Below are 21,963 nucleotides of genomic sequence, written 5' to 3' on the forward strand. Positions count from 1 at the left end.
CGCTCGCCGGCGTCCCGCCCGTCCGTGCCCGTGGCCGTGGCCGTGGTACCGGTGGTGCTCCCCGCCGTATCCGCCGCCGTGTCCGGTTCGTTCACCGTGCGGTCACCTCCTCTCCCTCCGCGCCGCCCCGCGCGGCGCCCTCCTCCGCGCGTTCCCCCAACAGCAGCCGCAGGGTGGGCAGTACGGCACCGGCGCGCTCCGGATCCGGCCCCTCCCCGAAACCGGGGACGGTCTCCCGGGCCGCCGCCGCGCCGCCCGGCGCCCGCGTACCGCGCCGGACCAGTTCGCCGACGGTGCGCCGCACCCCCGGCTCGTACGCGGCGAACGTCCGCCGCAGCAGCGGCAGTACGGCGGTGAACGCCTCCCCGGACATCCCCGTGAGCCAGTCGTCCACCAGGGCCAGCAGCCGCTCGTCGTGGACGAGCAGCATCCCGCCGTCCGCCAGGAACCCCTCGATCCACCCCGCCGCGTCCGTCGGCGGGGCCCCCGGGGAGAGCGCCGGGCCCATCAGCCCGGCCGCCTCCTCCCCGGAGAGCCGCCCGTCGTCCAGCAGCAGCCGGACGCAGCGGCCCCGGAGCAGCCCGGGGACCGCGGGGGCGCGGTCGCGCCCGGCGAGGCTGCGCAGCACCGACCACCAGCGCGTGAGCAGGTCCTCCCCCGCCAGCAGGACGACCGCCCGGTGGGCGGCGTCCACATGGCCGCGCATCTCGGCCGCGGCGGCGGCGCCGAGGCCGGCGCAGGCGGGCGGCAGTCCGACGCACACCCGCTCGGCGATCCCCTCGGCGACCTCGCGCAGCGCGGCGGCGTCCGTGCCGCGCACGTCGCCGTAGCGCACGGAGCGCACCAGCGCGGGCAGGGCCCGGGCCAGGTGGCCGACGTCGGTGTCCAGGGCCGCGCGGTCGGCGAGGGCGCGCATCACCGCGGGCAGGGCCTCGCCGAGCCCGGCGAGCAGGCAGCGTTCGGCCAGTTCGGTGGTCTCGGCCAGCGAGGCGGCGTCGCGGGCCAGCGCCTCGGCCCTGGCGCCGGCCGCGGCGGCCACGGTGGTGCCCCACACCCCGGCCTCGGCGATCCGCACCGACAGCTCCGGCCGCCAGCGCAGCCGCCAGGTCTCGCGGAAGGTGCCCGTGCCGCCGGCGCGGCCGTGCACCGGCTCGCCCCAGTCGACGCCGAGCAGCCGCAGCCGGTGCAGCAGCCTGCTGCGCGCCGCGGCGTTCTCCTCCCGCAGATCGAGGTCGAGTTCACGCTCGCGCGCCTCGGGCCTGAGGCGCAGCGATCTCTGCAGGCGGGCGAGGTCGCGCTGGAGCGGAACGGCGGGGGCGTCCGGCGGCACCGTGCCGAGCGCGTCCCCGACGACCAGCCGGTCGTGGACGAGGGCGAGCGGCATGTCCGAGCCCTCGCACAGCACGGCCCGCACCGCGTCGAGCGTCTCGGCGAGCCCCGGCAGGGGGCGCCCGCGCAGGGCCGCCAGGGCGTCGGCGAGCCGTACCGCCTCGATGACGTGCGCCGGGGACACCGAGGACACCGAGGGTGGCGAGGACGGCGAAGCCCCGGTACGGCCCTCCTCGCGCAGCAGCCGGGCGGCCTCGGCCATCCACCGCTCGACGGGCCGGTCGGGTGCGTCGAACAGATGGCCGTACCAGCCGGGCGAGGTGATCCCGGCGCCGTAGCCGCTGCGCCGGGCCAGCCGCTCGTTGGTCCACGGCACCCAGGTGATCTCCGTCCTCACCTTCGGCAGGCCCTTCAACAGCCGCCGGTCGGCGGCGGCGGTCGCCCCCGCGGCGAGGGCCGGTACGTGCCAGGCGCCGCAGACCACGGCGACCCGGTCGTCGCCGAACCGACCGCACGCCTCCCGCAGCCGCAGCCGCATATGGGCCTCGCGCACCGCGTCGCGCCGCCGGCCCGCGCCTCCTTCGGAGGAGGCGCCCGCGGGAGTGCCGGATGCTCCCTCGTGCGCCTCGCGCAGGGCGGTCATGGCGTCGGCGAGGGCGGTGAAGGGCGCGTACGGGTCGGCGGGGCGGGCTCCGGCGGGGCCGGCCGGCGGTACGCCGCGGTGCTCGACGACGTCCTCCCACCAGCGTTCGGGATCGTCGTGGCCGGCCGTCTCCGCGAGCACCCGCAGCGGGTCGAGGCGCAGCTCCCCGGCCGGCCCCTCCTCCTTCTCCTCCCCGCCCTCGTCCCCCAGGGCCAGGGTGCGGGCCGCGGGCAGGTCGAAGAACCGCACCGGCACCCCGTGCTCCAGCGCCCAGCGGACGGCGACCCACTCCGGGGAGAATCCGGCCAGCGGCCAGAACGCGGCGCGGCCCGGGTCGTCCGCCGCATGGGCCAGCAGTGCGACCGGCGGGCGCATCTCCTTGTGCGCCGCGAGCCCCACCACCGCGTCGGCCTCCGGCGGCCCCTCCACCAGCAGCACCGCCGGCCGGTGGGCGTCCAGCGCCGCCAGGACGGCCCGCGCCGAGCCGGGACCGTGGTGGCGTACGCCCAGCAGCAGCGGCCCCGGCGGCGGCGCGGCACCCGCCGCACCCGGGGCACCCGCGACGCCGCCCGCCGCGGCGACCGCCGCCCCCGTCCCGGGCACGCTCATGCGCCCGCCTCCCGGCAGGCCCGGTAGAAGTCCTTCCAGCCCTCCCTCTCCCGGACGACCGCCTCCAGGTACTCCCGCCACACCACCCGGTCGGCGGCCGGGTCGCGGACGACCGCGCCGAGGACGCCGGCGGCCACGTCGTCCGCGCGCAGCACCCCGTCGCCGAAGTGGGCGGCCAGGGCCAGTCCTCCGGTGACCACCGAGATGGCCTCGGCCGTCGACAGGGTGCCCGAGGGCGACTTGACCCTGGTGCGGCCGTCGAGGGTGACGCCGTCGCGCAGCTCGCGGAAGACGGTGACCACCCGCCGGATCTCGTCGGCGCCGTCGGGGACGGCGGGCAGGTCCAGGGAGCGGCCGATCTGCTCCACGCGCCGGGCCACGATGTCCACCTCCTCCTCGGGTGTCCCGGGCAGCGGCAGGACGACGGTGTTGAAGCGGCGGCGCAGTGCGCTGGACAGCTCGTTGACGCCCCTGTCGCGGTCGTTGGCCGTGGCGATCAGGTTGAAGCCGCGGACGGCCTGGACCTCCTCGCCCAGCTCCGGTATCGGCAGCGTCTTCTCCGACAGGATCGTGATCAGGGTGTCCTGCACATCGGCCGGCATACGGGTCAGCTCCTCGACCCGCGCGACCGCGCCGCCGGACATGGCCCGCATGACGGGGCTGGGCACCAGGGCCTCGCGGCTGGGCCCCTCGGCCAGCAGCCGCGCGTAGTTCCAGCCGTAGCGGACCGCCTCCTCGGCGGTGCCCGCCGTGCCCTGGACCAGCAGCGTGGAGTCGCCGCTGACGGCCGCCGCCAGATGCTCCGACACCCAGGTCTTGGCGGTGCCGGGCACCCCGAGCAGCAGCAGGGCCCGGTCGGTGGCCAGCGTGGCGACGGCCACCTCGACGATCCGGCGCGGGCCGACGTACTTGGGGCTGATGACCGTGCCGTCCGGCAGGGTGCCGCCGAGCAGGTAGGTGGCGACGGCCCACGGCGACAGCCTCCACCGCTGCGGGCGCGGCCGGTCGTCCGCCGCGGCCAGGGCGCCCAGCTCCTCGGCGAAGGCCTCCTCGGCGTGGGGCCGCAGAGCGGCCGGTGCGCTGGTGGCGGTCACGTTTCCCCCTCGCATGCGGCTTTCGCGTGTCGGTCCCACGATGCACGGCCCCACTGACAATCCCCCGCGGCGATCACGCGGTCACCCTCCCCGTCCGACCCGTCCGACCCGTCCGGTCTGCCCGGCCGCCCCGGTCACCGTGCGGAGACATCGGAAACGGTGGGGATCGGTCGAAGGCGGTCGAAGGTGATCGGAGGCTGTCACGGACGGTCGGATACGGCCGGAGATGCTCGGAGACGGATTGTCAGTGGCTGCTCGTACGGTCGTCCACATGGTTCACCGCACAGAGAGCGAGCTTGTGTTTCCGGTCGGTGAGAGCTGCGGCGTCGGTGGCGACGACAATCACGCGTCCGTACGGGGAGAGCGAGGGGCACATGAGCACAGGGGGATCGCGGCGGCCTGCGGAGCGGCGTCAGGCGCCGGCGCCTGACGCCGCTCCCACGGGAGAGGGGGACGGCCGGCCGTGTGCCGGAGGGACCGCGGAAGCCGGGGGAGGAGGGGAGGCCGCCGCCCGCGCCGGGGAGCGGGCGGCGGCCTCCGCCGGCCCCGAGGCGGCGCGGCGGCGGGCCGGGCGGCGGGCCGAACGGATCTCGGCGGGCGCCACCGAGCTGGAGCACCGGCTGGCGGACCTGCTGCGCGGCGGTCTGGCGGACATGGAGCGACCGGCGGGGGAGGCGGGCCGCGGCGTGTGGGAGGAGACGGCCGCCCGCATGGTGGACGCCCAGGCGCCCGGCCTGGCCGCCCGGGTCCGGGAGCTGGGGGCCGTCCCCGGCTCCGGCCCCGGCTGGCCGTCCCGGCTGCTGGAGGAGTGCGCCCTGCTGCACCTGCTGGACCAGGGGTTCTTGAACATCGGCGGGCTGCCGGAGCCGCTGGCCGCGACCGTGCGGTCCCGGGTGGGGATCACCACCCGGGCGGCCGAGGTGCTGGCCGGCCGCGACGCGGTGGTGCGCGACCACTGGCTGGTGCTGGGCCGGCACGACACCGAGGAGGGAAGGGTCGTGGCACGCCGGGTCTGGCTGCACGGGCGGCGGACCGGGCACACGGCTCTGGTGCTGTCGTTCGCCGCCGGCCGGCTGCCGGAACCGCCCCTGGCGGTGGGGGTCTCGGTTGACGCCGACCTCGCCTACTACCCCGGCGCCCCGGCACTGCGCGCCGCTCTCGGCGAGCGGCACTCGGAGCCCGGGCCGGGCGGGCGGCCGCCGGGGGCCGGTGTGCACGACGCGCTGGCCTCCTACGGCGCCGCGCTGTGCGGCGACCCGTGGCTGGAGGGCCTGCCGGTGGTCCTGGCCGGCGTGGTGCCCGTGCCGGTCGGGGACGGCTGGCAGCTGGCCGACGAGGGCGGCTCCGCGCTGCCGGTGGCGAGGACGGCGGGGGTGCGCTCCCGGATGTGGCGGCTCGCCGCCGTCTCGGGCGGCGAGCCGGTCACGGTGTTCGGCGAGTGCGGCCACCGGGGTTTCACCCCGTACACCGTCTGGCCGGGCCCGGAGGCGGTGCCGGGAGCGGGGCCGGGGTCGGAGCCGGCCGCGGCCGTGCCGCTCACCTCGCCGGACGTGCCGGGCGGTGCGGGGTGAGCTGGGGCGAACTGGTCGGCGCCGCACTGCTGGGCGCGGAGCGGCGCACACCGCCCGGCGGCTCGGTCGAGGCGCTGCTGGACGCCGCCGCGGTGGAGACGGTGCGGCGGCGGGCCGGGCTGCGGCCCGCCCCCGCCGCGCCCCGGCCGGAGCCGGCGCCGCCGGACCCGCGCCCGCCGCTGCCGCCGGCCGCCGCCCGGCGGCTGTCCCTGCTGCTCGCCGACCGCCCCGGCGCGGGTGGCGGACGCCGGGGCACCGCGCCCGACCTCGCCGAGCTGCTGCCGCAGTGGCTGGCCGCCGCGGGCGCCCACGGCTACCGCGCCCCGGCCGAGCAGCTGCCCGCCCTGCTGGACGCGGCCCGCGCGCGCACGGACCTGCGCGCGGGCGCGCTCGCCCTGGGCGGACCGCGGGCCCTGTGGCTGGCGCGGCTCAACCCGGACTGGCGGTTCGCCCTGCGCGGCCGCTCCGGGCGCGGCCTCGGCCCGCCCGAGGACGGCGGCGCCGTGCGGCGGTTGTGGGAGGAGGGCCTGTTCGCCGAGCGGTCGGCACTGCTGCTGTCCCTGCGGCGCCGTGATCCGGCGGCGGCCCGTGAGCTGCTGGCCGGCACCTGGGCCGCGGAGCGGGCCGAGGACCGGCTGATGTTCCTGGACTCGCTGCGCGAGGGCCTGTCGCCGGGGGACGAGGAGTTCCTGGAACGTGCGCTGGCGGACCGCAGCCGCAACGTCCGGGCCACCGCCGCCGAGCTGCTGTCGGCACTGCCCTCCTCCGCGCTCGCGGCGCGGATGGCGGCCCGGGCCCGCTCCTGCGTCGCGCTGGACCGCACCGGCCGTCCGGGCCGTCTGGTGGTCGAGGCGCCGTACGAGTGCGACCCGGGTATGCGGCGCGACGGCGTGGTGTCCGGGGCGCCGCCGGGCCGCGGCGAGCGGTCGTGGTGGCTGGTGCAGGTGGTGGAGGCCGCGCCGCTGGACACCTGGCCGGAGCATCTGGGCGGCCGTACGCCCGCCCGGATCACGGCGCTGCCGGTGGCCGACGACTGGGAGGCGGACCTGCACGCCGCCTGGGCGCGGGCCGCCGTACGCCAGCGGAACACCGTGTGGGCGCGGGCGCTGCTGCGCAAGCCGTCCGCCCCGATGGCGGCGGCCCCGGGCGACCCGGCGAAACTGCTGGCACTGCTGCCGCACCGGGAGCGGGCGCGGTGGGCGGCGGAGTTCATAGCCGCCCACGGCCTGTCCGAGGCGTTCCGGGTGCTGGGCGTCTGCGCGGTCCCCTGGGCCGGACCGCTGGGCCGGGCCGTGGTGGACGCGCTGGAGATCGCCCGGGACGCGGGCAGCTATCCATGGAGCTTCAGCGGAGTGCTGGGGCTGGCCGAACGCTGCCTGGACCCGGGCGAGGCCGACCGCCTCGCCCCGCTGGCCGCGGTCCCGGACGAGCCCGAGGACGGCTCACCGGGCGCGGGCGGCTACTGGGCGGAGGCGTTCCAGCGGCTGGTGGCCACGCTCCGCCTCCGCGCCACGATGCTCGCGGAGCTCGAGCCGCCGGGGCACGGCGACCCCGCGCCCCGGCCGAGCCGTGACCGGTAGGCCGGGACCGGATCGAGGTCAGGCCGCCACGGAACGTACGTGGGAGCGCACCCACTCCACCACCTCACCGGTGGGCGCACCGGGGGTGAAGATCGCGGCCACCCCCTGCTCCTTGAGCGGGGGGATGTCGTCCTCGGGGATGATGCCCCCGCCGAAGACCTTGATGTCCGCCGCGTCGCGCTCCCGCAGCAACTCCAGAACTTTGGCGAAGAGCGTGTTGTGGGCACCGGAGAGGATGGACAGGCCGATCGCGTCGGCGTCCTCCTGGATCGCGGTGTCCACGATCTGCTCGGGCGTCTGGTGCAGGCCGGTGTAGATGACCTCCATACCGGCATCGCGCAGCGCCCGTGCGATCACCTTGGCTCCGCGGTCGTGGCCGTCGAGACCCGGCTTGGCGACCACCACGCGGATCGGACCCGACACACCCATCACTGCCTCCCATAACGACTGCGGCCCGGCCGGCCCGCCCGACCATCTACCGGTGGGCGGTTACCCGGTGAACGAACGTTATCGCCAGCATCCCCCACCGGGCGGTTCCGCGGTAAGGAGGGAGGGGGAAATCACACGGGACACCGACCGTCACGGCCGGTCTCCCCGAGGGGACCCGCGGTGAGTCCCCGGGCGGTCCGCCGTCCCGCCCTCCCCCGATTCGCTTCCATCCTGCATCAGTCCCCCGTTCAGAGGGCATACGACCACATATGCCCGGCGCGTGCCACCGGGAGGAGGTCGACGGCATGAGGGTCACCAGGGCGCTGCCCATCCCGTCCGGCTCGTTCCTCGGTGCCCTGCCGCTGTCCCTGATCCCCTTCGCCCCGCGTGAGCTGCGGGCCGCCGCACTGGAGGCCGCCTCCCTGGCGAGCCGCACCCTGCTCTACCCCGCGGGCATGGCACAGGAGCGGTGCGTACCGGCTCCGCCGGCGGGCGCGGGCGATGAGGACGAGCGGGTGCGCCCGGGGTCCCCGCCCGGGGGGAGGCGGGAGAAGGGGTGCTCCGGCGACACGGGAAGCCGTGAAGGGGAGAATTGCCCTCCCGTCCTGCTGCTGCACGGCTTCATCGACAATCGCTCGGTGTTCACCCTGCTGCGCCGCTCACTGGTGCGCAACGGCTGGCGCGACATCCGCGCCTTCAACTACTCCCCTCTCACCTGCGACGTCCGCTGCGCCGCGGAGCGTCTGGCGGAGTACGTCGAGGAGGTCTGCGAGAGCACCGGCCGCCGCCGCATCGACGTGGTCGGACACAGTCTGGGCGGCCTGATCGCCCGCCACTACGCCCAGCGGATGGGCGGCGACACCCGCGTCCGCACCCTGGTGACCCTCGGCACCCCGCACTCCGGCACCCGGGTGGCGCCGCTGATGTCGGCCCACCCGATCGTGCGCCAGCTGCGGCCGGAGTCCGACGTGATCGAGGAGCTGACCGGTCCCGCGCCGGGCTGCCGCACCCGCTTCGTGGCCTTCTGGAGCGATCTGGACCAGCTCATGGTCCCCGTGGAGACCGCCCGGATCGACCACCCCGACCTGAATTCCCGCAACGTGCGCGTGAGCGGCCTGGGACATCTGACACTTCCCGCGCACTGGGAGGTCGCCGCCGGAGTACGGCGGGAACTGGCCGCGGGGGCGCCGCACCGCAGGGAACGGGCGGCGCGTGCGGAACGGGGATCCGCCGGGGCCGCCTGACCGACCGGCCTCGGCCGGACCGCCCCGCCATCCCTCTCAGCCGCCGCTTCCCGGAACGCCCCGCCGGTTTTCCCGCATACCCGTATCTCCGTGTCCCCGCGCGTGAATTCCCGGGCCTCCGGCACCGATTCGGCGTCTTCCGACTCCTTCCGGCGCCCAATTTATTCGAACTGATTTCGAACACGCGGCCAAGTACTGATCCGTAGTCCACCGAAAGGCGACCGAATGCCCGTTTCCCGGCCGCCCGAAACCTGCCGAAGATTGTCGCCGTCGCATACCGCCGGGTACAGTCGCCGCACTGCTCCGCCCCTGTCGTCGAGGCGAAAGAGAAGTTGGTGGTGAACGACCGTCACCTGTCGGGAGTCTCGACCCCCGCCGATCCCCCCGCCGACTCCTCGTACGGCCCTCACGGCTCCCCGTACGGCCAGTCCGCATACGGCTACCAGGGCTCGCAGGACACCCCGTACGGCTACGTCACCGGCACCTCCGACGCCCTCGGCGCCGCGTACGGCGACGGCGACCCCCTCTTCGGCGCGATGCCGGGCGACACCTCCCAGGCCTCCGCCGACCAGCGGTTCCCCTCGGGCGACGGCTGGACCGGGGACACCGGACAGCACGCCGTGTACGACAACCACCCGGCCGGCTCCTGGACGCAAGCCCCGGCGCAGCCCGCCGAGTCCCCGGACGGCGGCGGCCACGGCTGGGCGGAGACCGGCTACGGCACCGGCGTCCACACCGGCCCGGCGGTCTCCTCCGAAGCCTCCTGGACCGGGGACGCCGGACAGCACGCCGTGTACGACAACCACCCGGCCGGCTCCTGGGACGACTCCGGGTCCTACCCCGCGGTGGAGCCCGAGGCCGGCGACGGACAGGCCCACGGCGAGTACACCGACTACGGCCGACACGGCGAATACACCGAGTACACCGAGTACGACCGGCACACCGAATACGGCGAGTACACCGGATACGCCGGGTACGACGCCCACTCCTCCGCCGACACGGACGGGACCGGCGCCTTCCCCGCGCCCGAACCCGAACCCGGCCACGGACCGGACGAGTCCGCCGACTCCAGCGAGCGGCCCGGCGCCTCCGATCCCTTCGACCTCTCCGGCCCGGCCGGGCCGGAGGAGCGCGAGGAGGATCCGCGGAGGTCCGGGCCGTCGGCACGTCCGGCACGCCCGGCGGGTTCGCGCCGCCGCCGCTCCGCGCGGCCGAAGCGCTCGGCGCTGCTCACCGTCGCCGTGCCGTCCGTCTGCGTCATGGGCGTGACCGCCGTGGCCGCCGCCTCCGTCAGCAACGTCGGCGACGAGGCCGAGGACACCACCGCGCAGGCCGCCCCCGACGCCGCCTCCGCGGTCAAGTCCAAGGCGGCCAACAGCAAGCTCGACACCCAGCTCGCCGGGCTCTCCGACGAGGCCGAGGGCTTCGCCGACCGCGCCAGCCGCACCCAGGAGCGCATCGACCTCAAGGAACGCCAGGAGGCCGAGCGCAAACGCAAGGCGGCCGAGGCGGCGCGCAAGGAGGCGATGCGCCCCAAGTTCGCGCTCCCGGTGGTCCAGCAGGGGCTCAGCGCCTACTACGGGCAGGCCGGCATCAACTGGATGTCGCTGCACACGGGCCTGGACTTCCCCGTCGCCTACGGCACCCCGGTCATGGCCGCCACCGACGGCACGGTCAGGACCCAGTGGAACAGCGCCTACGGGAACATGGCGATAGTGACCGCGCCCGACGGGACCGAGACCTGGTACTGCCATCTGAGCAGCACCCGGATCCGCTCCGGCTACGTCAAGGCCGGTGACACCATCGCCTACTCCGGCAACTCCGGGAACTCCACCGGCCCCCATCTGCACTTCGAGGTGCGGCCGGCCGGCGGCGCGGCCATCGACCCGCTGCCCTGGTTCCGCGCCAAGGGCCTCGACCCCACCTGATCCCGACCGGTCCCGACCGCCCCGGCCGGCGCGCCGTCAGCGCCGCCGACCGGGGCCCGGAGATCCCCCGGAGTTCCCTGAGGGCTCCCTCAGAGCTTCTCCACCGGGGCGTACCGCAGCAGCAGCCGCTTCGGCTTGTCGCCGCCGAAGTCGATCGTCGCCTCCGCGTTGTCCCCGCTGCCCTTCACGGCCACCACCCTGCCCAGCCCGAAGCTGTCGTGCGTCACCCGGTCCCCCACCTCCAGTGCGACCACGGGCCGGTCCTTGGCCCGGCCGGTGGCGAAGCCGCTCGGACCGCGCCGCCGCGACGCCGCCGGGCCCGACGGGAACGAGGCGGACAGCGACGAGGAGAGGGAGGACGCCGTCGACGACAGCCCCCCGGCGCCGCCCCTCGCCCCTGCGCCCGGCGCGGCCATCGGTCCTGTGCGCTTCCACTCCAGATACTGCTCCGGGATCTCCTCCAGGAAGCGGGAGGGCGGGTTGTAAGCGGGCTGCCCCCATGCGCTGCGCATCGCCGAACGCGTGAGGTAGAGCCGCTCGCGCGCCCGCGTGATGCCGACGTACGCCAGCCGCCGCTCCTCCTCCAGTTCCTTGGTCTTGCCCAGGGTCCGCATGTGCGGGAAGACGCCGTCCTCCATCCCGGTCAGGAAGACGACCGGGAACTCCAGGCCCTTGGCGGTGTGCAGCGTCATCAGCGTCACCACGCCCGATCCCTCGGTGTCCTCGTCCGGGATCTGGTCGGAGTCGGCGACGAGGGCCACCTGTTCCAGGAACTCCGCGAGCGTGCCCGGATTCTCACCGCGCTCCTGCTCGAACTCCAGCGCCACGGCGGCCAGTTCCTGGAGGTTCTCCACCCGGGTCTCGTCCTGCGGATCGGTGGAGGCCTGAAGCTCCGCCAGGTATCCGGTGCGCTCCAGCACCGCCTCCACCACGGTCGCCGGACCGGCGCCGGACTCCACGACCGTCCGCAGGTCCTCCATCAGCGCGTTGAAGCGCTTGACGGCGTTGGCCGAGCGGGCCGCCATGCCGTACGCCTCGTCGACCCGGCGCAGCGCCTGCGGGAAGGTGATCCGCTCGCGCAGCGCCAGCGCCTCGATCATCGCCTCGGCCCGGTCGCCGATGCCGCGCTTGGGGACGTTGAGGATGCGGCGCAGCGGCACCGCGTCCTCGGGGTTGGCCAGTACCCGCAGGTACGCCAGGACGTCGCGGACCTCCTTGCGCTCGTAGAAGCGCACCCCGCCGACGACCTTGTACGGCAGGCCGACCCGGATGAAGACCTCCTCGAAGACACGGGACTGGGCGTTGGTGCGGTAGAAGACGGCGACGTCGCCCGCCTTCGCCTCGCCCGCGTCCGTCAGCCGGTCGATCTCCTCGGCGACGAACTGCGCCTCGTCGTGCTCGGTGTCGGCCACATAGCCCGTGATGCGCGAACCCGCCCCGGCGTCGGTCCACAGGTTCTTCGGGCGGCGGTTCTCGTTCCGCTCGATGACGGCGTTGGCGGCCGAGAGGATGGTCTGGGTGGAGCGGTAGTTCTGCTCCAGCAGGATGGTGGTCGCGTCCGGGTAGTCCTCCTCGAACTGGAGGATGTTGCGGATGGTGGCGCCGCGGAACGCGTAGATCGACTGGTCGGCGTCGCCGACCACGCACAGCTCGGCGCGCCCGCCGCCGGCCGCGCCCCCTTCCGCGCCGGCCGCCTCCCCCGCGCCGCCGTCCACGCCCACCAGCTCCCTGATCAGGGTGTACTGGGCGTGGTTGGTGTCCTGGTACTCGTCGACCAGCACATGGCGGAAGCGGCGGCGGTAGTGCTCGGCGACCTCGGGGAACGCCTGGAGCAGGTGGACGGTCGTCATGATGATGTCGTCGAAGTCCAGGGCGTTGGCCTCGCGCAGCCGCGCCTGGTACATCGTGTACGCCTCGGCCAGCGTCTTCTCGAAGCCTCCCCCGGAGCCTTCGGCCCGGGAGGTGCCCCCGGACGCCCTGGCCGCGAAGTCCTCCTCGTCGACCAGCTCGTTCTTCAGGTTCGACACCTGGGCGCTGAACGACTTGGGCGGGAAGCGCTTGGGGTCCAGCTCCAGGTCGCGGCAGACCAGCGCCATCAGACGGCGGGAGTCGGCGGCGTCGTAGATCGAGAAGCTGGAGGTGAAGCCGAGCTTCTTGCTCTCGCGCCGCAGGATGCGCACGCACGCGCTGTGGAAGGTGGAGACCCACATCGACTGCGCGCGCGGGCCGACCAGCTCCGCCACGCGCTCCTTCATCTCGCCCGCGGCCTTGTTGGTGAAGGTGATCGCGAGGATCTCCCCGGGGTGGACGCCGCGCGCGCCCAGCAGGTGCGCGATGCGGTGGGTGAGCACCCGCGTCTTGCCGGATCCGGCGCCCGCGACGATCAGCAGGGGCGAGCCGGTGTGCACCACGGCCGCGCGCTGCTGGTCGTTGAGCCCCTCCAGCAGGGCGGCCGGATCGACGACGGGACGGGCCGCGCCGTTGCCGTAGTAGGCGTCGCGCGCCCCGCCGGTGCCGAAGGCGCCCGCGAAGAGGTCGTCGGGGACGCCGTCCTCCGGCGGCGCGGACGCCTCCTCCGGCGGGGGCGGCGGCTCCTCGTCCCCGGAGGGCTCGAGGTCGGCCAGGAAGCTGTCGTCGAAGAGGCTGCTCATCGCCGTCGAGTCTAGGACGCCGTGCCGCCGGCCGGGACGGCGCTCCTAAGATGGCGGGCATGACCGACGTCCCCGCGCCCCGTCCCCGTCCCGGCTCGGAACTGCGCGCCGGGCACACCGACCGCGAGGCGGTGGCCGAGCGGCTGCGCGAGGCCGCCGGCGACGGCCGCATCGACCTGGAGGAGCTGGACGAGCGGCTGGAGAAGACGTTCGCCGCCAAGACCTACGGCGATCTGGAGGCCCTGGTCGCGGACCTGCCCGGCCAGGACTCCGCGGGCCTGGCCCCGAGCGACCGGGAGCCGCTGGCGCTCAGGACGGTCGCCGGGGACGTCCGGCAGGACGGCCACTGGGTGGTGCCGGAGCGGATCACCGCCAAGACCACCCTGGGGCGGATCGTGCTCGACTTCACGCGGGCGGAGTGCCGCCACCGCGAGGTCTTCGTGGAACTGGACGCGGGGATGGGCGAGATCAAGGTCGTCGTGCCGCGCGGCTGGACGGTGCGGGCCGAGGGGGTCACCTCCGGGATGGGCTCCGTACGCAACCGGGCCACCGAACCGCCCGTGCCCGGCATGCCGGTACTGAGGATCAGCGGCGGCTCCAAGGTGGGGACGATCGTCGTGCGCCACCCGTACCGCTGGCCCGGGCGACGCTCCCGCGACTGAGCGCCGCCGTCCCCGCCGCGGCCCGGCCCCCCGAAACGGACGATAACCGACCGATAACGAATCGGTTTCGGGATATACCGAACACCAGTCTTCACAGGAGTCCCACCGGTGCTCTACGGTCCAGCGTCAGGCGGCCCGGACCCCTCGCCGGCGACAGCGTCGGCACGGGCGGCCTCCGCCGAGCCCGGCCGTGCGGCCGGGGCCGGGGACCCACTCCCCACGGGGTGAATCGGGCCCGCGGGCCCGTAGGGCGAACTTCCGACGCCCGAACCCGTCAGCTAACCCGGTAGGCGGTGTTCCACGGAAGGAGCGCTCGCCTTGGCGTCGCACCGCAGACCGCGTACCCCCCTGCTGTCCCCCGCCTCCCGGCGCGGAGCGGTCGGATTCACCACCGCGGCCATCGCCTCCGCGACCCTCCTGTCCCAGGGCCCGGCCCAGGCCTCGCCCGAGGACGACCGGCCCTCGATCGAGGAGGTCCGCGAGCGGGTGGACGCGCTGTACCGGGAGGCGGGCAGCGCGACGCAGAAGTACAACGCGGCCAAGGAGAAGACGGACGAGCAGCGCGAGAAGGTCGACCGGCTCCTCGACGAGGCCGCCGAGCGCGCGGACAAGCTCAACGACGCCCGCCGGAAGCTGGGCGGCTACGCCACCGCGCAGTACCGCACCGGAGGGGTCTCCGGCACCGCGGTGCTGCTCCTGTCCGACAACCCGCAGGACTTCTTCGGCCAGAAGCACCTGATGGACCGGATCACCGACCGCCAGCGCCAGGCCGTCGACGACTACCGGGACGAGCAGCGCGCGGCCCGGAAGAAACGCTCGGAGGCCTCGGCGAGCCTGGCCGAACTCACCGACGCCCAGAAGGATCTGGCGGACAGCAAGAAGACCGTCCAGGGCAAGCTGGCGCAGGCCCGCGAACTGCTGTCGGAGCTGACCGCCGAGGAGAAGGCGCGTCTGGCCGCCGCCGAGCGCAAGCGGCAGGAGGAGGCCCGCCGCAAGGCGGCCGCCGCCGCTGCCGAGCGGGAGAGGCAGGAGGAGGCCCGCCAAAAGGCCGCGGACGCCGAGCGCGAGCAGGCCGAGGCGCCCGCGGACAGCGGCACGGGCACGGACACCGGCGGCACGGACACCGGTGCCGGCGGCGGCACCGGGGACGACTCGTACGCCGCGAAGGCCGACAAGGTGCTCGCCTTCGCCGAGGCCCAGCTCGGCAAGCCGTACGTCTGGGGCGCCACCGGCCCCAACTCCTACGACTGCTCGGGCCTGACCCAGGCCGCCTGGCTCAGCGCCGGCGTCTCACTGCCGCGCACCACCTACGACCAGGTGGAGGCGGGCACCCGGATCGCCAAGGCCGACATGCGGCCGGGCGACCTGGTCTTCTTCTACGACGACATCAGCCACGTCGGCGTCTACGCGGGCGGCGGCCAGATGATCCACGCGCCGAAGCCGGGGGCCGAGGTGCGGTACGAGTCCGTCGACTACATGCCCTTCCACAGCGCGGTCCGGCCGGCCTGAGGCGAACGGCCCGGGACGAACGGAGGGCGGCGGTGCGAGGCACCGCCGCCCTCCGCCCGCGGTACGTGTGGCCGCGGTACGTGTGGCCGGCTACACCCACATGACGGCGATGAAGATGTTGGCGACGGTGAGCAGGCCGATGGTGCCGAACACCGGCGCGGGCAGCCGCTCCTCGTCCCGCTTGACGTAGACCAGGGCGAGGATCACCACCAGCAGGGTGAGCTTCACACCGATCTTTATGTGGTCGACGGTCCGGCCGTCCGCCTCGTTCAGGCCGACCAGGGCGATGCCCGTCACCAGCATGGTGAGGGCTCCGTGCAGCATCGCCGGGACGATACGTGCCTCGCCGGCCCCCATGGCCTTCATCTGGGTCATGAAGCCGCCGAGCAGGGCGCCGATGCCGACGATGTGCAGGCCGACGAAGAAGTGTGTGAGTGCCTCCATGGCACGCGAGCGTATCCGGGGGTCCCCGCTCCCCCGTCGGCCAGGGCGGGCTTCGGTCCCCGCCCGGCCCCACAGCATCCGCGTGTCTCCCGGCTCGCTGTTGCCCGAGCACTCACAGATGTAGTACTTCTTATACATGAGCGAGCAGGTGCACAACAGGCTGGCCATGGTGCGGGCGGAGCGGAAGGTCTCCCGCCGGCACCTGGCGGAAGCGGTCGGCGCCCATTACCAGACCATCGGCTACATCGAACGCGGCGACTACAACCCGAGCCTCGACCTGGCTCTGCGGATCGCCGCCTTCTTCGAGCTGCCCGTCGAGGCGCTGTTCTCCCTGGAGCCCTTCCGCCCGCTCACCGACGAGGTCTACGGGAGGAAACCGGTATGAAGACCATCACGCGCCACGACCGGCGCATGCTGCGGCTGATGAACGACCCGCGCCACCGGCGCCTCCACGCCACCCGTGCGCGCCGACGCGGCCTCGTCGCCGCGCACATCACCCTGACCGCCGCCGCGCTCGCCGTCCTGGTGCCGGTGACGGCCCCGTCGGCGGACGCGGGGCCCCGGTGGGGCGCGCTCGCCGCCCTCCTCCTGCTGACGGCGGCGTGGTGCTTCGTCACCGGGGCGCTCAACCTCGCCACCCATGGCCTGCTGGAGCTGCGCGCCCGGGTGCTGGACGAGCGCCAGCACGCCGAGCGCGGGCGGGCCTTCGTCCTGGCCCACCGGACCTCCCTCGCCCTGCACCTGGCCGCGCTGCTGTGGCTGCTCCTGGCCTTCGGCGGCGAGGAGGCGATCTCCGTCCGGACCCTGGCCGGGACCGTGCTCGTCCTGCTGGTCGCACACTGGCTGCTGCCGCTGTGGGCGGCCGCGCTGTCCGCACTCGACGAACCGGCCGACGAACCGGCCGACGAACCGGCCGAGCGGTCGGCCGGGGAGGGCTGAAAGCACTGCCTCACCCTCGGAAGGCACACCGCCCGCCGGGGCGGCTCACTCGTCCGGGTGGTGGACGCGCGGCGCTCCCGGAGGCGCACCCCCTCCCCGCCGCCACCGCGAACCGGCCTCCGCGCCCGGGAGACAAGGCCGGGAAGAGCCGGGGCGGGCCGGGAACGGACCGCGGAACAGCCGGGGACAGCCGGGGACAGCCGGGAACACCGCCCCGACCCCCTTCCCCGTAGGGCACAATTCCCTCCCGTTGCCGGAGAGTCGGCGGCTCGGGGAGAGCCGGGGAGAGGTGGGTCGACAGTGACCGTGGACACGGCGCGGGGCGGCGGTACGGTGAGCCCGCCCCCGAAGGGGACGGCGAGGCCGTCCGGCGCGGCGGGCGGCGCTCCGCCGGCCGGGCACGGCGGCTGCGCCTGCGCGGACTGCCCGCACGGGGTGCGGGAGGGCCGCCGCCGCGCACTGGCCGAGTTCCGGCGGCGGCGCGACGAACTCGCGGCCGGCATCGGAGTGCCCGCCGCCCTCGCTCACTCGCCCGGCGCGTCCCGCCAGTGGGTCTCCGACGAACTGACCCAGGCGACCCGCACCGTCGCCGAACACACCCGCGCCGAGTCCGCTTTCCGGCTGGGCCGGCTGTGGCGGCGCACCGCCGCCGCCGTCTGGGGCGCGGTCGCACTGCTGCTGGCCGGCCAGGCCGTCACGGCGGTGCTCGGCTCGGGCTGGACGACCGGGCGCACCGCCTCACTGGCCGCCGCGCTGGTCTGCGCGGCCGTGCTGACCGCCGCCGCGCTGCTGCACCGGGCGCGCGGCGGGGTGCTGGCGCCGGTGACCGGCGAGGACGGGCGGCTGTCCACCTCGCGCACGGTCGCCGCCGTCTGGGTGCTGCTGGCCTCGTACTCCGTGCTGGTCGTCGCCGTCGGACTGGCCCTCGCCCCCGGCGCGGACGCGCCCGCCCGGCTGCTCGCCGGTCTGGATCCGGGGCGCGGCGCCGGGCTGCTGACCGTCCTCGCCCTGTGCTGCGCGGTCGCCGTCACCGTGCACCGGACCGTCGCGCTGCGGGTGCGGGCGCAGCGCCTGCAGAAGGTGCGCGCCGACCGGCCGCGCGCCGCCGACCTGCTCACCGACGACGGCGGGCGCGGCTCCTTCACGGATGTGCAGTACGTGGCGGTGTGCTCGGCGGCGGCGGTCCTCGCGGCGGTACGGCTGGCCCGCCGGCCCGGCGAACTGCCGGATCTGCCCTGGGGGCTGGCGCTGCTGGTGGCGATCTCGGCGCTGACGTACCTGGCCGGGAAGTACTCCGAGGGCGGCCGGCCCGTCATCCTGTCCGTCGTCCGCTCCCGCGAGGTGGGCGACCTGGACTCGCCGATCCGCACCGGCGACGACATCGAGATCCGCGGCTCGGGTTTCGTGCCGCCCGGCGCGGAGGCGCCGGACCGGCTGGCCCGGACGACGGTGCGCATCGGCGCCGTCCACGTCCACGTCCCCCTGGTCCCGGTGACCGGGGGCTTCGCCAACCCGGCCGACACCGTGCTGACCGTCCCCGTGCCGGTGGACGTCGAGCCCGGCCGGGTGGAGGTGCAGGTGATCACCGCGGCGGGTGTGGAGACCAACCGCTACTCCATCGACGTCCTGGACTGACGGACCGCCCGGAGGCCGGACCGCCGGAAGGCCGGTGGGAAGAGAGCGCTGAGACGATGGATCCCCTGCACGAGCTGCTGCGGGAAGAGGCCGGCTCCTACCGGCCGGACCGGGCGCGCATGTACGCGCGGGTGAGCCGGGCCGTCTCCGCCGGGCCGGACGGCGGCCCCGGCCGCTCCCGCGTCCGGGCGCGCGGCGTGCCGTGGCCCCGCGCCGCCCTCGTCGCCCTGGCCTCGACCGCGGCGCTCCTCGCCGGCGCCCACGTCCTCACCTCCCCGGTGCGCGAGGACGGTCCGGCACGGGAGGTGGCCGCCGGCCCGCTCCCGGCGGCGCCCGGCCCGGATGCCGCACGGTTCTCCCCCGCCGGCCGGGCCCCGGACGCGCCGAGCAGCGGGCCGCTGCGCTCCGAGGGCACCGTCGCCCCCCACCGCAACGCCTACCGGGCGCAGAGCAACGTCACACTCACCACCCGCGAGCCCCTCGCCTCGCTCGTGCTGGAGGTGCGGATCGCCCGGACCGGCGGTGTACGGCACACCGGGAGCCGGCGGACCCTGCCCGAGGACGACTTCACCGTCACCGTGCGCGAGACCGGCGGCGCACTGGTCTACCGCTGGACGCTGAAGGAGGGCCGGACCGTTCCCGCCGGGCGGCACGTCTTCGCGGCCCGGTACGACCACGCGGCCGGTGCGCGGGAGACGGCGGGCGACGGCTACACCGCGACCGCCTCGGCGACGGACGGCGGCGGGCACACGGTCCGGGGCTCCTTCCCCGACTCGTCCGGCTGACGGCCACCCGGCGGCCGGACGCACACCGCCTCACCGCTCGCGGTCCCCGCCGGCTCCTTCCCGGGGTCCTTCTCCGGCTTCCCTGAGCCGCCCCCCTCCCCGGCCGCCTCGTCCGGCAGGTGCTGCACGATCACGGCCTCGCCCACGCCGACGCGGACGGTCAGCCGCAGCGTGCCCCCCGGCGCGCCGTCCTCGGCCGGGGGCATTGTGCGCCGCTCGGCGATCCCGATGCCGCCTCCCTGCGCGGTCCCCCAGCCGCCGTCCCCGGGCAGCCCGGCGAGCCGGTATCCGCCGACACCCACGTCGACGGTCAGCTTCACCTCGACGTCGTGGGGGACGGTGATCCGCGCCTCGCCCGCGCCCAGGTCGAGCACCGTGCTCAGCGTCCGGCCCTCGCCCGGACTCGCCCCCGAGAGGTCGAGCAGGGCCGAGCCGGTGCCCAGTTCGTACCGCTCCTGGACCGCGGCCGCGCTCGCCGGGCTCCACGCCCTCTCGGCCCAGTCGGTGGTGATGTCCTTCGGCAGCAGCATCGAACCCGCCAGCAGCAGGCCGGTGCACATGATCGCGAAGAACGTCCCCCCGCCGATCCGTCCGTAGAAGACGGTGACCAGCGCGCCCAGGACGAAGACGCCCAGCGCCGAGCCGAGGCCGACGGACAGCGCGACGCCCAGCGGCTGCGTGTGCCAGACGGCGGCGGCGCCGATCACCGCCGCGGCCAGGGCCAGCAGGAGGAGCGGACCGCCGATGGACCTGCGCCGGCGCGGCTTACCGGACCGCCCGGGGCCGGACCCGTCCCCGCCAGGCGCCTCCTTCCCGTACAAAGGCGCGCTCGCGTACGGGGACGCCCCCGCGTACAGGCCGACGGACGGCTCGTCCTCCGGCCCCCACAGGTAACCGGTGTCCGCCTGTGTCTGCGACGGCCCGTCCTTCGTCAGCGGCTCGCGCCACCACGACGGCCCGGCCGGCGCGGGCGGGGCCTGGGCCTCGGGGGGCGCGTCGGCGACGGCGTGCGCCGTCATCGGGTCCGCCGGGCTGCCCTGCTCCTCCGCGGCCGCGGTGCGGCGCCGGTGCCGGGACCAGTAGGCCGCCCCGGCGACGGCCCCGGCCAGCAGCACGGAGAACGTCTGCGTCCCGCCGTCGCCGCTGCCCAGCGAGTTCAGCAGCAGCCCGCTGCCGACGAGCGCGCACAGCACCGCGCCCAGCGTGGTGCCCTCCACCCGGCCCGTCAGCAGCCGCCGCCCCTCGTTCTCCTCCTCGCCCTCCAGCGGGACGAGCAGCCAGGCGAAGCCGTAGAAGAGCAGGCCGATACCGCCGACGACCGACAGCACGGCCAGCGTCACACGGAAGATCACCGGGTCGAGGTCGTAGTGGCGGCCCAGGCCGCCGCACACCCCGGCGACGACCTTGTGCCGGCGACTGCGGGTGAGCCGCGCCCCGGCGTCCGGGGCCTGGGGAGTTTCCGGGGCTTCCGGCGCGTCCGGCCGGGGCTCGCCGGAGGGCGGCTGGGCGTCTGTCATGGGGACCATGGTGGCGTGCCGCCCGCCCTCGGGGCATCAGGGGGCGTCCCGGAGGCGACCCTGAGTTCTCCGGGCCGGATCAGGGACCGACCCTGATGCCCCGCGCCACCCGTCCGTGTGACGATCGTGGCGTGACCACCACCGCTCCGCCGCCCGCCGCCGAGTCCCCGCCGCTGCGCAGGCTCTACCGCAGCTCCGAGGGGCGGCTGCTCGGCGGTGTCGCACGCGGGCTGGCCGGGCATCTGGGCGTGCCGGTCTCCTGGGTGCGGATCGTCTTCCTCGTGCTGTTCATGACCAACGGGCTGGGCGCCCTGCTGTACGCCGCCTTCTGGTTCTTCGTGCCGCTGGGCGCGGGCGGCGTCGGGGCCGCGCCGAGGAAGGCGGACGGGCCGCGGCAGGTCCGCAGGCCCGACAAGGGCCAGCTCCTGGCGGTCCTGGTGCTGGTCGTGGCGCTGGCCTCGCTGGGCTCCAACCTCCAGTTCGGCGAGGCGAACGCCTACCTCTGGCCGCTGCTGCTGGCCGGGATCGGCGTGGCCGTCGTCTGGCGGCAGGCGGACAACTCCCGGCGGGCCCACTGGGCGGAGGTCAGCCGCCGCAGGCGGCTGCTGCCCATCGCCCGCAGCGCCGCGGGCGCCCTCCTGGTCGGTGTGGGCATCACCGGCTTCGCCGTCACCCGGGGCCTGGGACCGCATCTGGGCACGGTGCTCCAGGCGTCGCTGGCGCTGCTGGTCGGCACGGCGCTGCTGGCCGGCCCGTACCTGGTCCGCCTCACGCAGGACCTGTCCCAGGAGCGGCTGATGCGCATCCGGGCGCAGGAGCGGGCCGAGGTGGCCGCCCACGTCCACGACTCCGTCCTGCACACCCTCACCCTGATCCAGCGCAACGCGGACAACCCCCGCGAGGTGGCCCGCCTGGCCCGCGCCCAGGAGCGCGAGCTGCGGGCCTGGCTCTACAGGCCGAGCGGCACGGGCAGGGACGAGGAGGAGGAGCCGGACACCCTGGCCGACGCGGTGCGGGCGGCGGCCGCCGAGGTGGAGGACCACCACGGGGTGCCGGTGGAGGTGGTCTGCGTCGGCGACTGCCCGCTGGACCAGGGGCTGGGCGCACAGCTCCAGGCCGCCAGGGAGGCGATGGTCAACGCCGCCAAGTACGGTGGCGAGGGCGGCCCGGTGCAGGTCTTCGCCGAAGTCGAGGGACGTACGGTCTTCGTCTCCGTGCGCGACCACGGCCCCGGGTTCGATCTGGACTCGGTGCCGCCGGACCGGATGGGCGTACGGGAGTCGATCATCGGCCGGATGCGGCGCAACGGCGGTACGGCGGTGCTGCGTTCCGCTCCCGAGGGCGGCACGGTGGTGGAGCTGGAGATGGAGAGGGCAGACACGTGAGGGCGGAAG

The 21,963-nt window shown here is 75.4% G+C and carries 17 protein-coding genes and 1 riboswitch; of the genes, 11 read left to right on the plus strand and 6 right to left on the minus strand.

The features are described from left to right. Positions 1–91 precede the first annotated feature (91 nt). Together BM237_RS20380 and BM237_RS20385 are read right to left on the minus strand one after the other, a co-directional pair. On the minus strand, positions 92–2,581 hold the full coding sequence (locus BM237_RS20380) for a DUF5682 family protein (protein WP_245793815.1): 2,490 nt from the start codon (positions 2,579–2,581) through the stop codon (positions 92–94). Continuing rightward, on the minus strand, positions 2,578–3,690 hold the full coding sequence (locus BM237_RS20385) for an ATP-binding protein (protein WP_412720760.1): 1,113 nt from the start codon (positions 3,688–3,690) through the stop codon (positions 2,578–2,580). The genes BM237_RS20380 and BM237_RS20385 overlap by 4 nt, the downstream gene beginning before the upstream one ends. Before the next feature lie 359 nt (positions 3,691–4,049). Between BM237_RS20385 and BM237_RS20390 the strand changes: the two genes are divergently transcribed. Both BM237_RS20390 and BM237_RS20395 read left to right on the plus strand, forming a co-directional pair. Then, positions 4,050–5,246 (plus strand): SWIM zinc finger family protein, encoded by a 1,197-nt coding sequence (locus BM237_RS20390; RefSeq protein WP_175541078.1) that lies wholly within the window; start codon positions 4,050–4,052, stop codon positions 5,244–5,246. Further along, positions 5,243–6,826 (plus strand): DUF5691 domain-containing protein, encoded by a 1,584-nt coding sequence (locus BM237_RS20395; protein WP_093851152.1) that lies wholly within the window; start codon positions 5,243–5,245, stop codon positions 6,824–6,826. Before BM237_RS20390 ends, BM237_RS20395 begins: the two co-directional genes overlap by 4 nt. Before the next feature lie 18 nt (positions 6,827–6,844). Here the strand turns inward: BM237_RS20395 and icmB are convergent, their stop codons facing one another. Beyond that, positions 6,845–7,255: a coenzyme B12-dependent isobutyryl CoA mutase small subunit gene (icmB, locus tag BM237_RS20400; RefSeq protein WP_093851153.1), complete on the minus strand. Its 411-nt coding sequence runs from the start codon at positions 7,253–7,255 to the stop codon at positions 6,845–6,847. 305 nt (positions 7,256–7,560) lie between these two features. Between icmB and BM237_RS20405 the strand changes: the two genes are divergently transcribed. After that, positions 7,561–8,499 carry an alpha/beta hydrolase gene (locus BM237_RS20405; RefSeq protein ID WP_093851188.1) on the plus strand — a complete coding sequence of 313 codons (939 nt, stop codon included), beginning with the start codon at positions 7,561–7,563 and terminating at the stop codon, positions 8,497–8,499. 335 nt (positions 8,500–8,834) lie between these two features. Next, positions 8,835–10,427: a M23 family metallopeptidase gene (locus BM237_RS20410; RefSeq protein WP_425443719.1), complete on the plus strand. Its 1,593-nt coding sequence runs from the start codon at positions 8,835–8,837 to the stop codon at positions 10,425–10,427. A gap of 89 nt (positions 10,428–10,516) precedes the next feature. On the opposite strand, the gene pcrA is transcribed toward BM237_RS20410, so the two are convergent. Next, a complete protein-coding gene (pcrA, locus tag BM237_RS20415; RefSeq protein ID WP_093851154.1) occupies positions 10,517–13,078 on the minus strand; it encodes a DNA helicase PcrA in 2,562 nt (853 codons plus the stop codon). Positions 13,079–13,137: 59 nt separating this feature from the next. On the opposite strand from pcrA, the gene BM237_RS20420 reads away from it, so the two are divergent. Together BM237_RS20420 and BM237_RS20425 are read left to right on the plus strand one after the other, a co-directional pair. Then, complete coding sequence (locus BM237_RS20420; protein ID WP_245793820.1) at positions 13,138–13,740, plus strand: DUF1707 SHOCT-like domain-containing protein; 603 nt, start codon at positions 13,138–13,140, stop codon at positions 13,738–13,740. 166 nt (positions 13,741–13,906) lie between these two features. Continuing rightward, positions 13,907–14,048: riboswitch (cyclic di-AMP (ydaO/yuaA leader) on the plus strand. Positions 14,049–14,058: 10 nt separating this feature from the next. Beyond that, positions 14,059–15,249: a C40 family peptidase gene (locus BM237_RS20425; RefSeq protein ID WP_093851156.1), complete on the plus strand. Its 1,191-nt coding sequence runs from the start codon at positions 14,059–14,061 to the stop codon at positions 15,247–15,249. Between the two features lie 90 nt (positions 15,250–15,339). Here BM237_RS20425 and BM237_RS20430 read toward each other — a convergent pair whose 3' ends face one another. Then, entirely contained in the window at positions 15,340–15,693 is a 354-nt protein-coding gene (locus BM237_RS20430) for a hypothetical protein (RefSeq protein ID WP_093851157.1), read from the minus strand. Between the two features lie 136 nt (positions 15,694–15,829). On the opposite strand from BM237_RS20430, the gene BM237_RS20435 reads away from it, so the two are divergent. The 4 genes from BM237_RS20435 to BM237_RS20450 all read left to right on the plus strand — a co-directional run bounded on the left by BM237_RS20435 (position 15,830) and on the right by BM237_RS20450 (position 19,052). Further along, positions 15,830–16,078, plus strand: a complete 249-nt coding sequence (locus BM237_RS20435; RefSeq protein WP_093851158.1) for a helix-turn-helix transcriptional regulator — start codon at positions 15,830–15,832, stop codon at positions 16,076–16,078. Further along, positions 16,075–16,632 (plus strand): hypothetical protein, encoded by a 558-nt coding sequence (locus BM237_RS20440; RefSeq protein WP_093851159.1) that lies wholly within the window; start codon positions 16,075–16,077, stop codon positions 16,630–16,632. The genes BM237_RS20435 and BM237_RS20440 overlap by 4 nt, the downstream gene beginning before the upstream one ends. Before the next feature lie 333 nt (positions 16,633–16,965). Further along, positions 16,966–18,267, plus strand: coding sequence for a hypothetical protein (locus BM237_RS20445; protein ID WP_093851190.1), 1,302 nt, complete (start codon positions 16,966–16,968; stop codon positions 18,265–18,267). Positions 18,268–18,323: 56 nt separating this feature from the next. Continuing rightward, a complete protein-coding gene (locus tag BM237_RS20450) occupies positions 18,324–19,052 on the plus strand; it encodes a hypothetical protein (protein ID WP_093851160.1) in 729 nt (242 codons plus the stop codon). On the opposite strand, the gene BM237_RS20455 is transcribed toward BM237_RS20450, so the two are convergent. Further along, positions 18,977–20,569, minus strand: coding sequence for a PspC domain-containing protein (locus BM237_RS20455; RefSeq protein ID WP_245793822.1), 1,593 nt, complete (start codon positions 20,567–20,569; stop codon positions 18,977–18,979). The genes BM237_RS20450 and BM237_RS20455 overlap by 76 nt on opposite strands. 95 nt (positions 20,570–20,664) lie before the next feature. Here BM237_RS20455 and BM237_RS20460 point away from each other — a divergent pair, with 95 nt between their 5' ends. Further along, positions 20,665–21,954 (plus strand): ATP-binding protein, encoded by a 1,290-nt coding sequence (locus BM237_RS20460; RefSeq protein ID WP_093851162.1) that lies wholly within the window; start codon positions 20,665–20,667, stop codon positions 21,952–21,954. Positions 21,955–21,963: the final 9 nt, after the last annotated feature.

The organism is Streptomyces mangrovi (assembly GCF_900114215.1).
Taxonomy (GTDB): Bacteria; Actinomycetota; Actinomycetes; order Streptomycetales; family Streptomycetaceae; genus Streptomyces; species Streptomyces barkulensis.

What these genes read in the sequence shown, in the direction of transcription:
- BM237_RS20385 (WP_412720760.1), bottom strand. Translation starts at nt 3,690, where the DNA reads ATGCGAGGGGGAAACGTGACCGCCACCAGCGCACCGGCCGCTCTGCGG.
- BM237_RS20420 (WP_245793820.1), top strand. Translation starts at nt 13,138, where the DNA reads ATGACCGACGTCCCCGCGCCCCGTCCCCGTCCCGGCTCGGAACTGCGC.
- BM237_RS20450 (WP_093851160.1), top strand. Translation starts at nt 18,324, where the DNA reads ATGGATCCCCTGCACGAGCTGCTGCGGGAAGAGGCCGGCTCCTACCGG.
- BM237_RS20460 (WP_093851162.1), top strand. Translation starts at nt 20,665, where the DNA reads ATGCCCCGCGCCACCCGTCCGTGTGACGATCGTGGCGTGACCACCACC.
- BM237_RS20435 (WP_093851158.1), top strand. Translation starts at nt 15,830, where the DNA reads ATGAGCGAGCAGGTGCACAACAGGCTGGCCATGGTGCGGGCGGAGCGG.
- icmB (WP_093851153.1), bottom strand. Translation starts at nt 7,255, where the DNA reads ATGGGTGTGTCGGGTCCGATCCGCGTGGTGGTCGCCAAGCCGGGTCTC.
- BM237_RS20440 (WP_093851159.1), top strand. Translation starts at nt 16,075, where the DNA reads ATGAAGACCATCACGCGCCACGACCGGCGCATGCTGCGGCTGATGAAC.
- BM237_RS20405 (WP_093851188.1), top strand. Translation starts at nt 7,561, where the DNA reads ATGAGGGTCACCAGGGCGCTGCCCATCCCGTCCGGCTCGTTCCTCGGT.
- BM237_RS20390 (WP_175541078.1), top strand. Translation starts at nt 4,050, where the DNA reads ATGAGCACAGGGGGATCGCGGCGGCCTGCGGAGCGGCGTCAGGCGCCG.
- BM237_RS20430 (WP_093851157.1), bottom strand. Translation starts at nt 15,693, where the DNA reads ATGGAGGCACTCACACACTTCTTCGTCGGCCTGCACATCGTCGGCATC.
- BM237_RS20455 (WP_245793822.1), bottom strand. Translation starts at nt 20,569, where the DNA reads ATGACAGACGCCCAGCCGCCCTCCGGCGAGCCCCGGCCGGACGCGCCG.
- BM237_RS20380 (WP_245793815.1), bottom strand. Translation starts at nt 2,581, where the DNA reads ATGAGCGTGCCCGGGACGGGGGCGGCGGTCGCCGCGGCGGGCGGCGTC.
- pcrA (WP_093851154.1), bottom strand. Translation starts at nt 13,078, where the DNA reads ATGAGCAGCCTCTTCGACGACAGCTTCCTGGCCGACCTCGAGCCCTCC.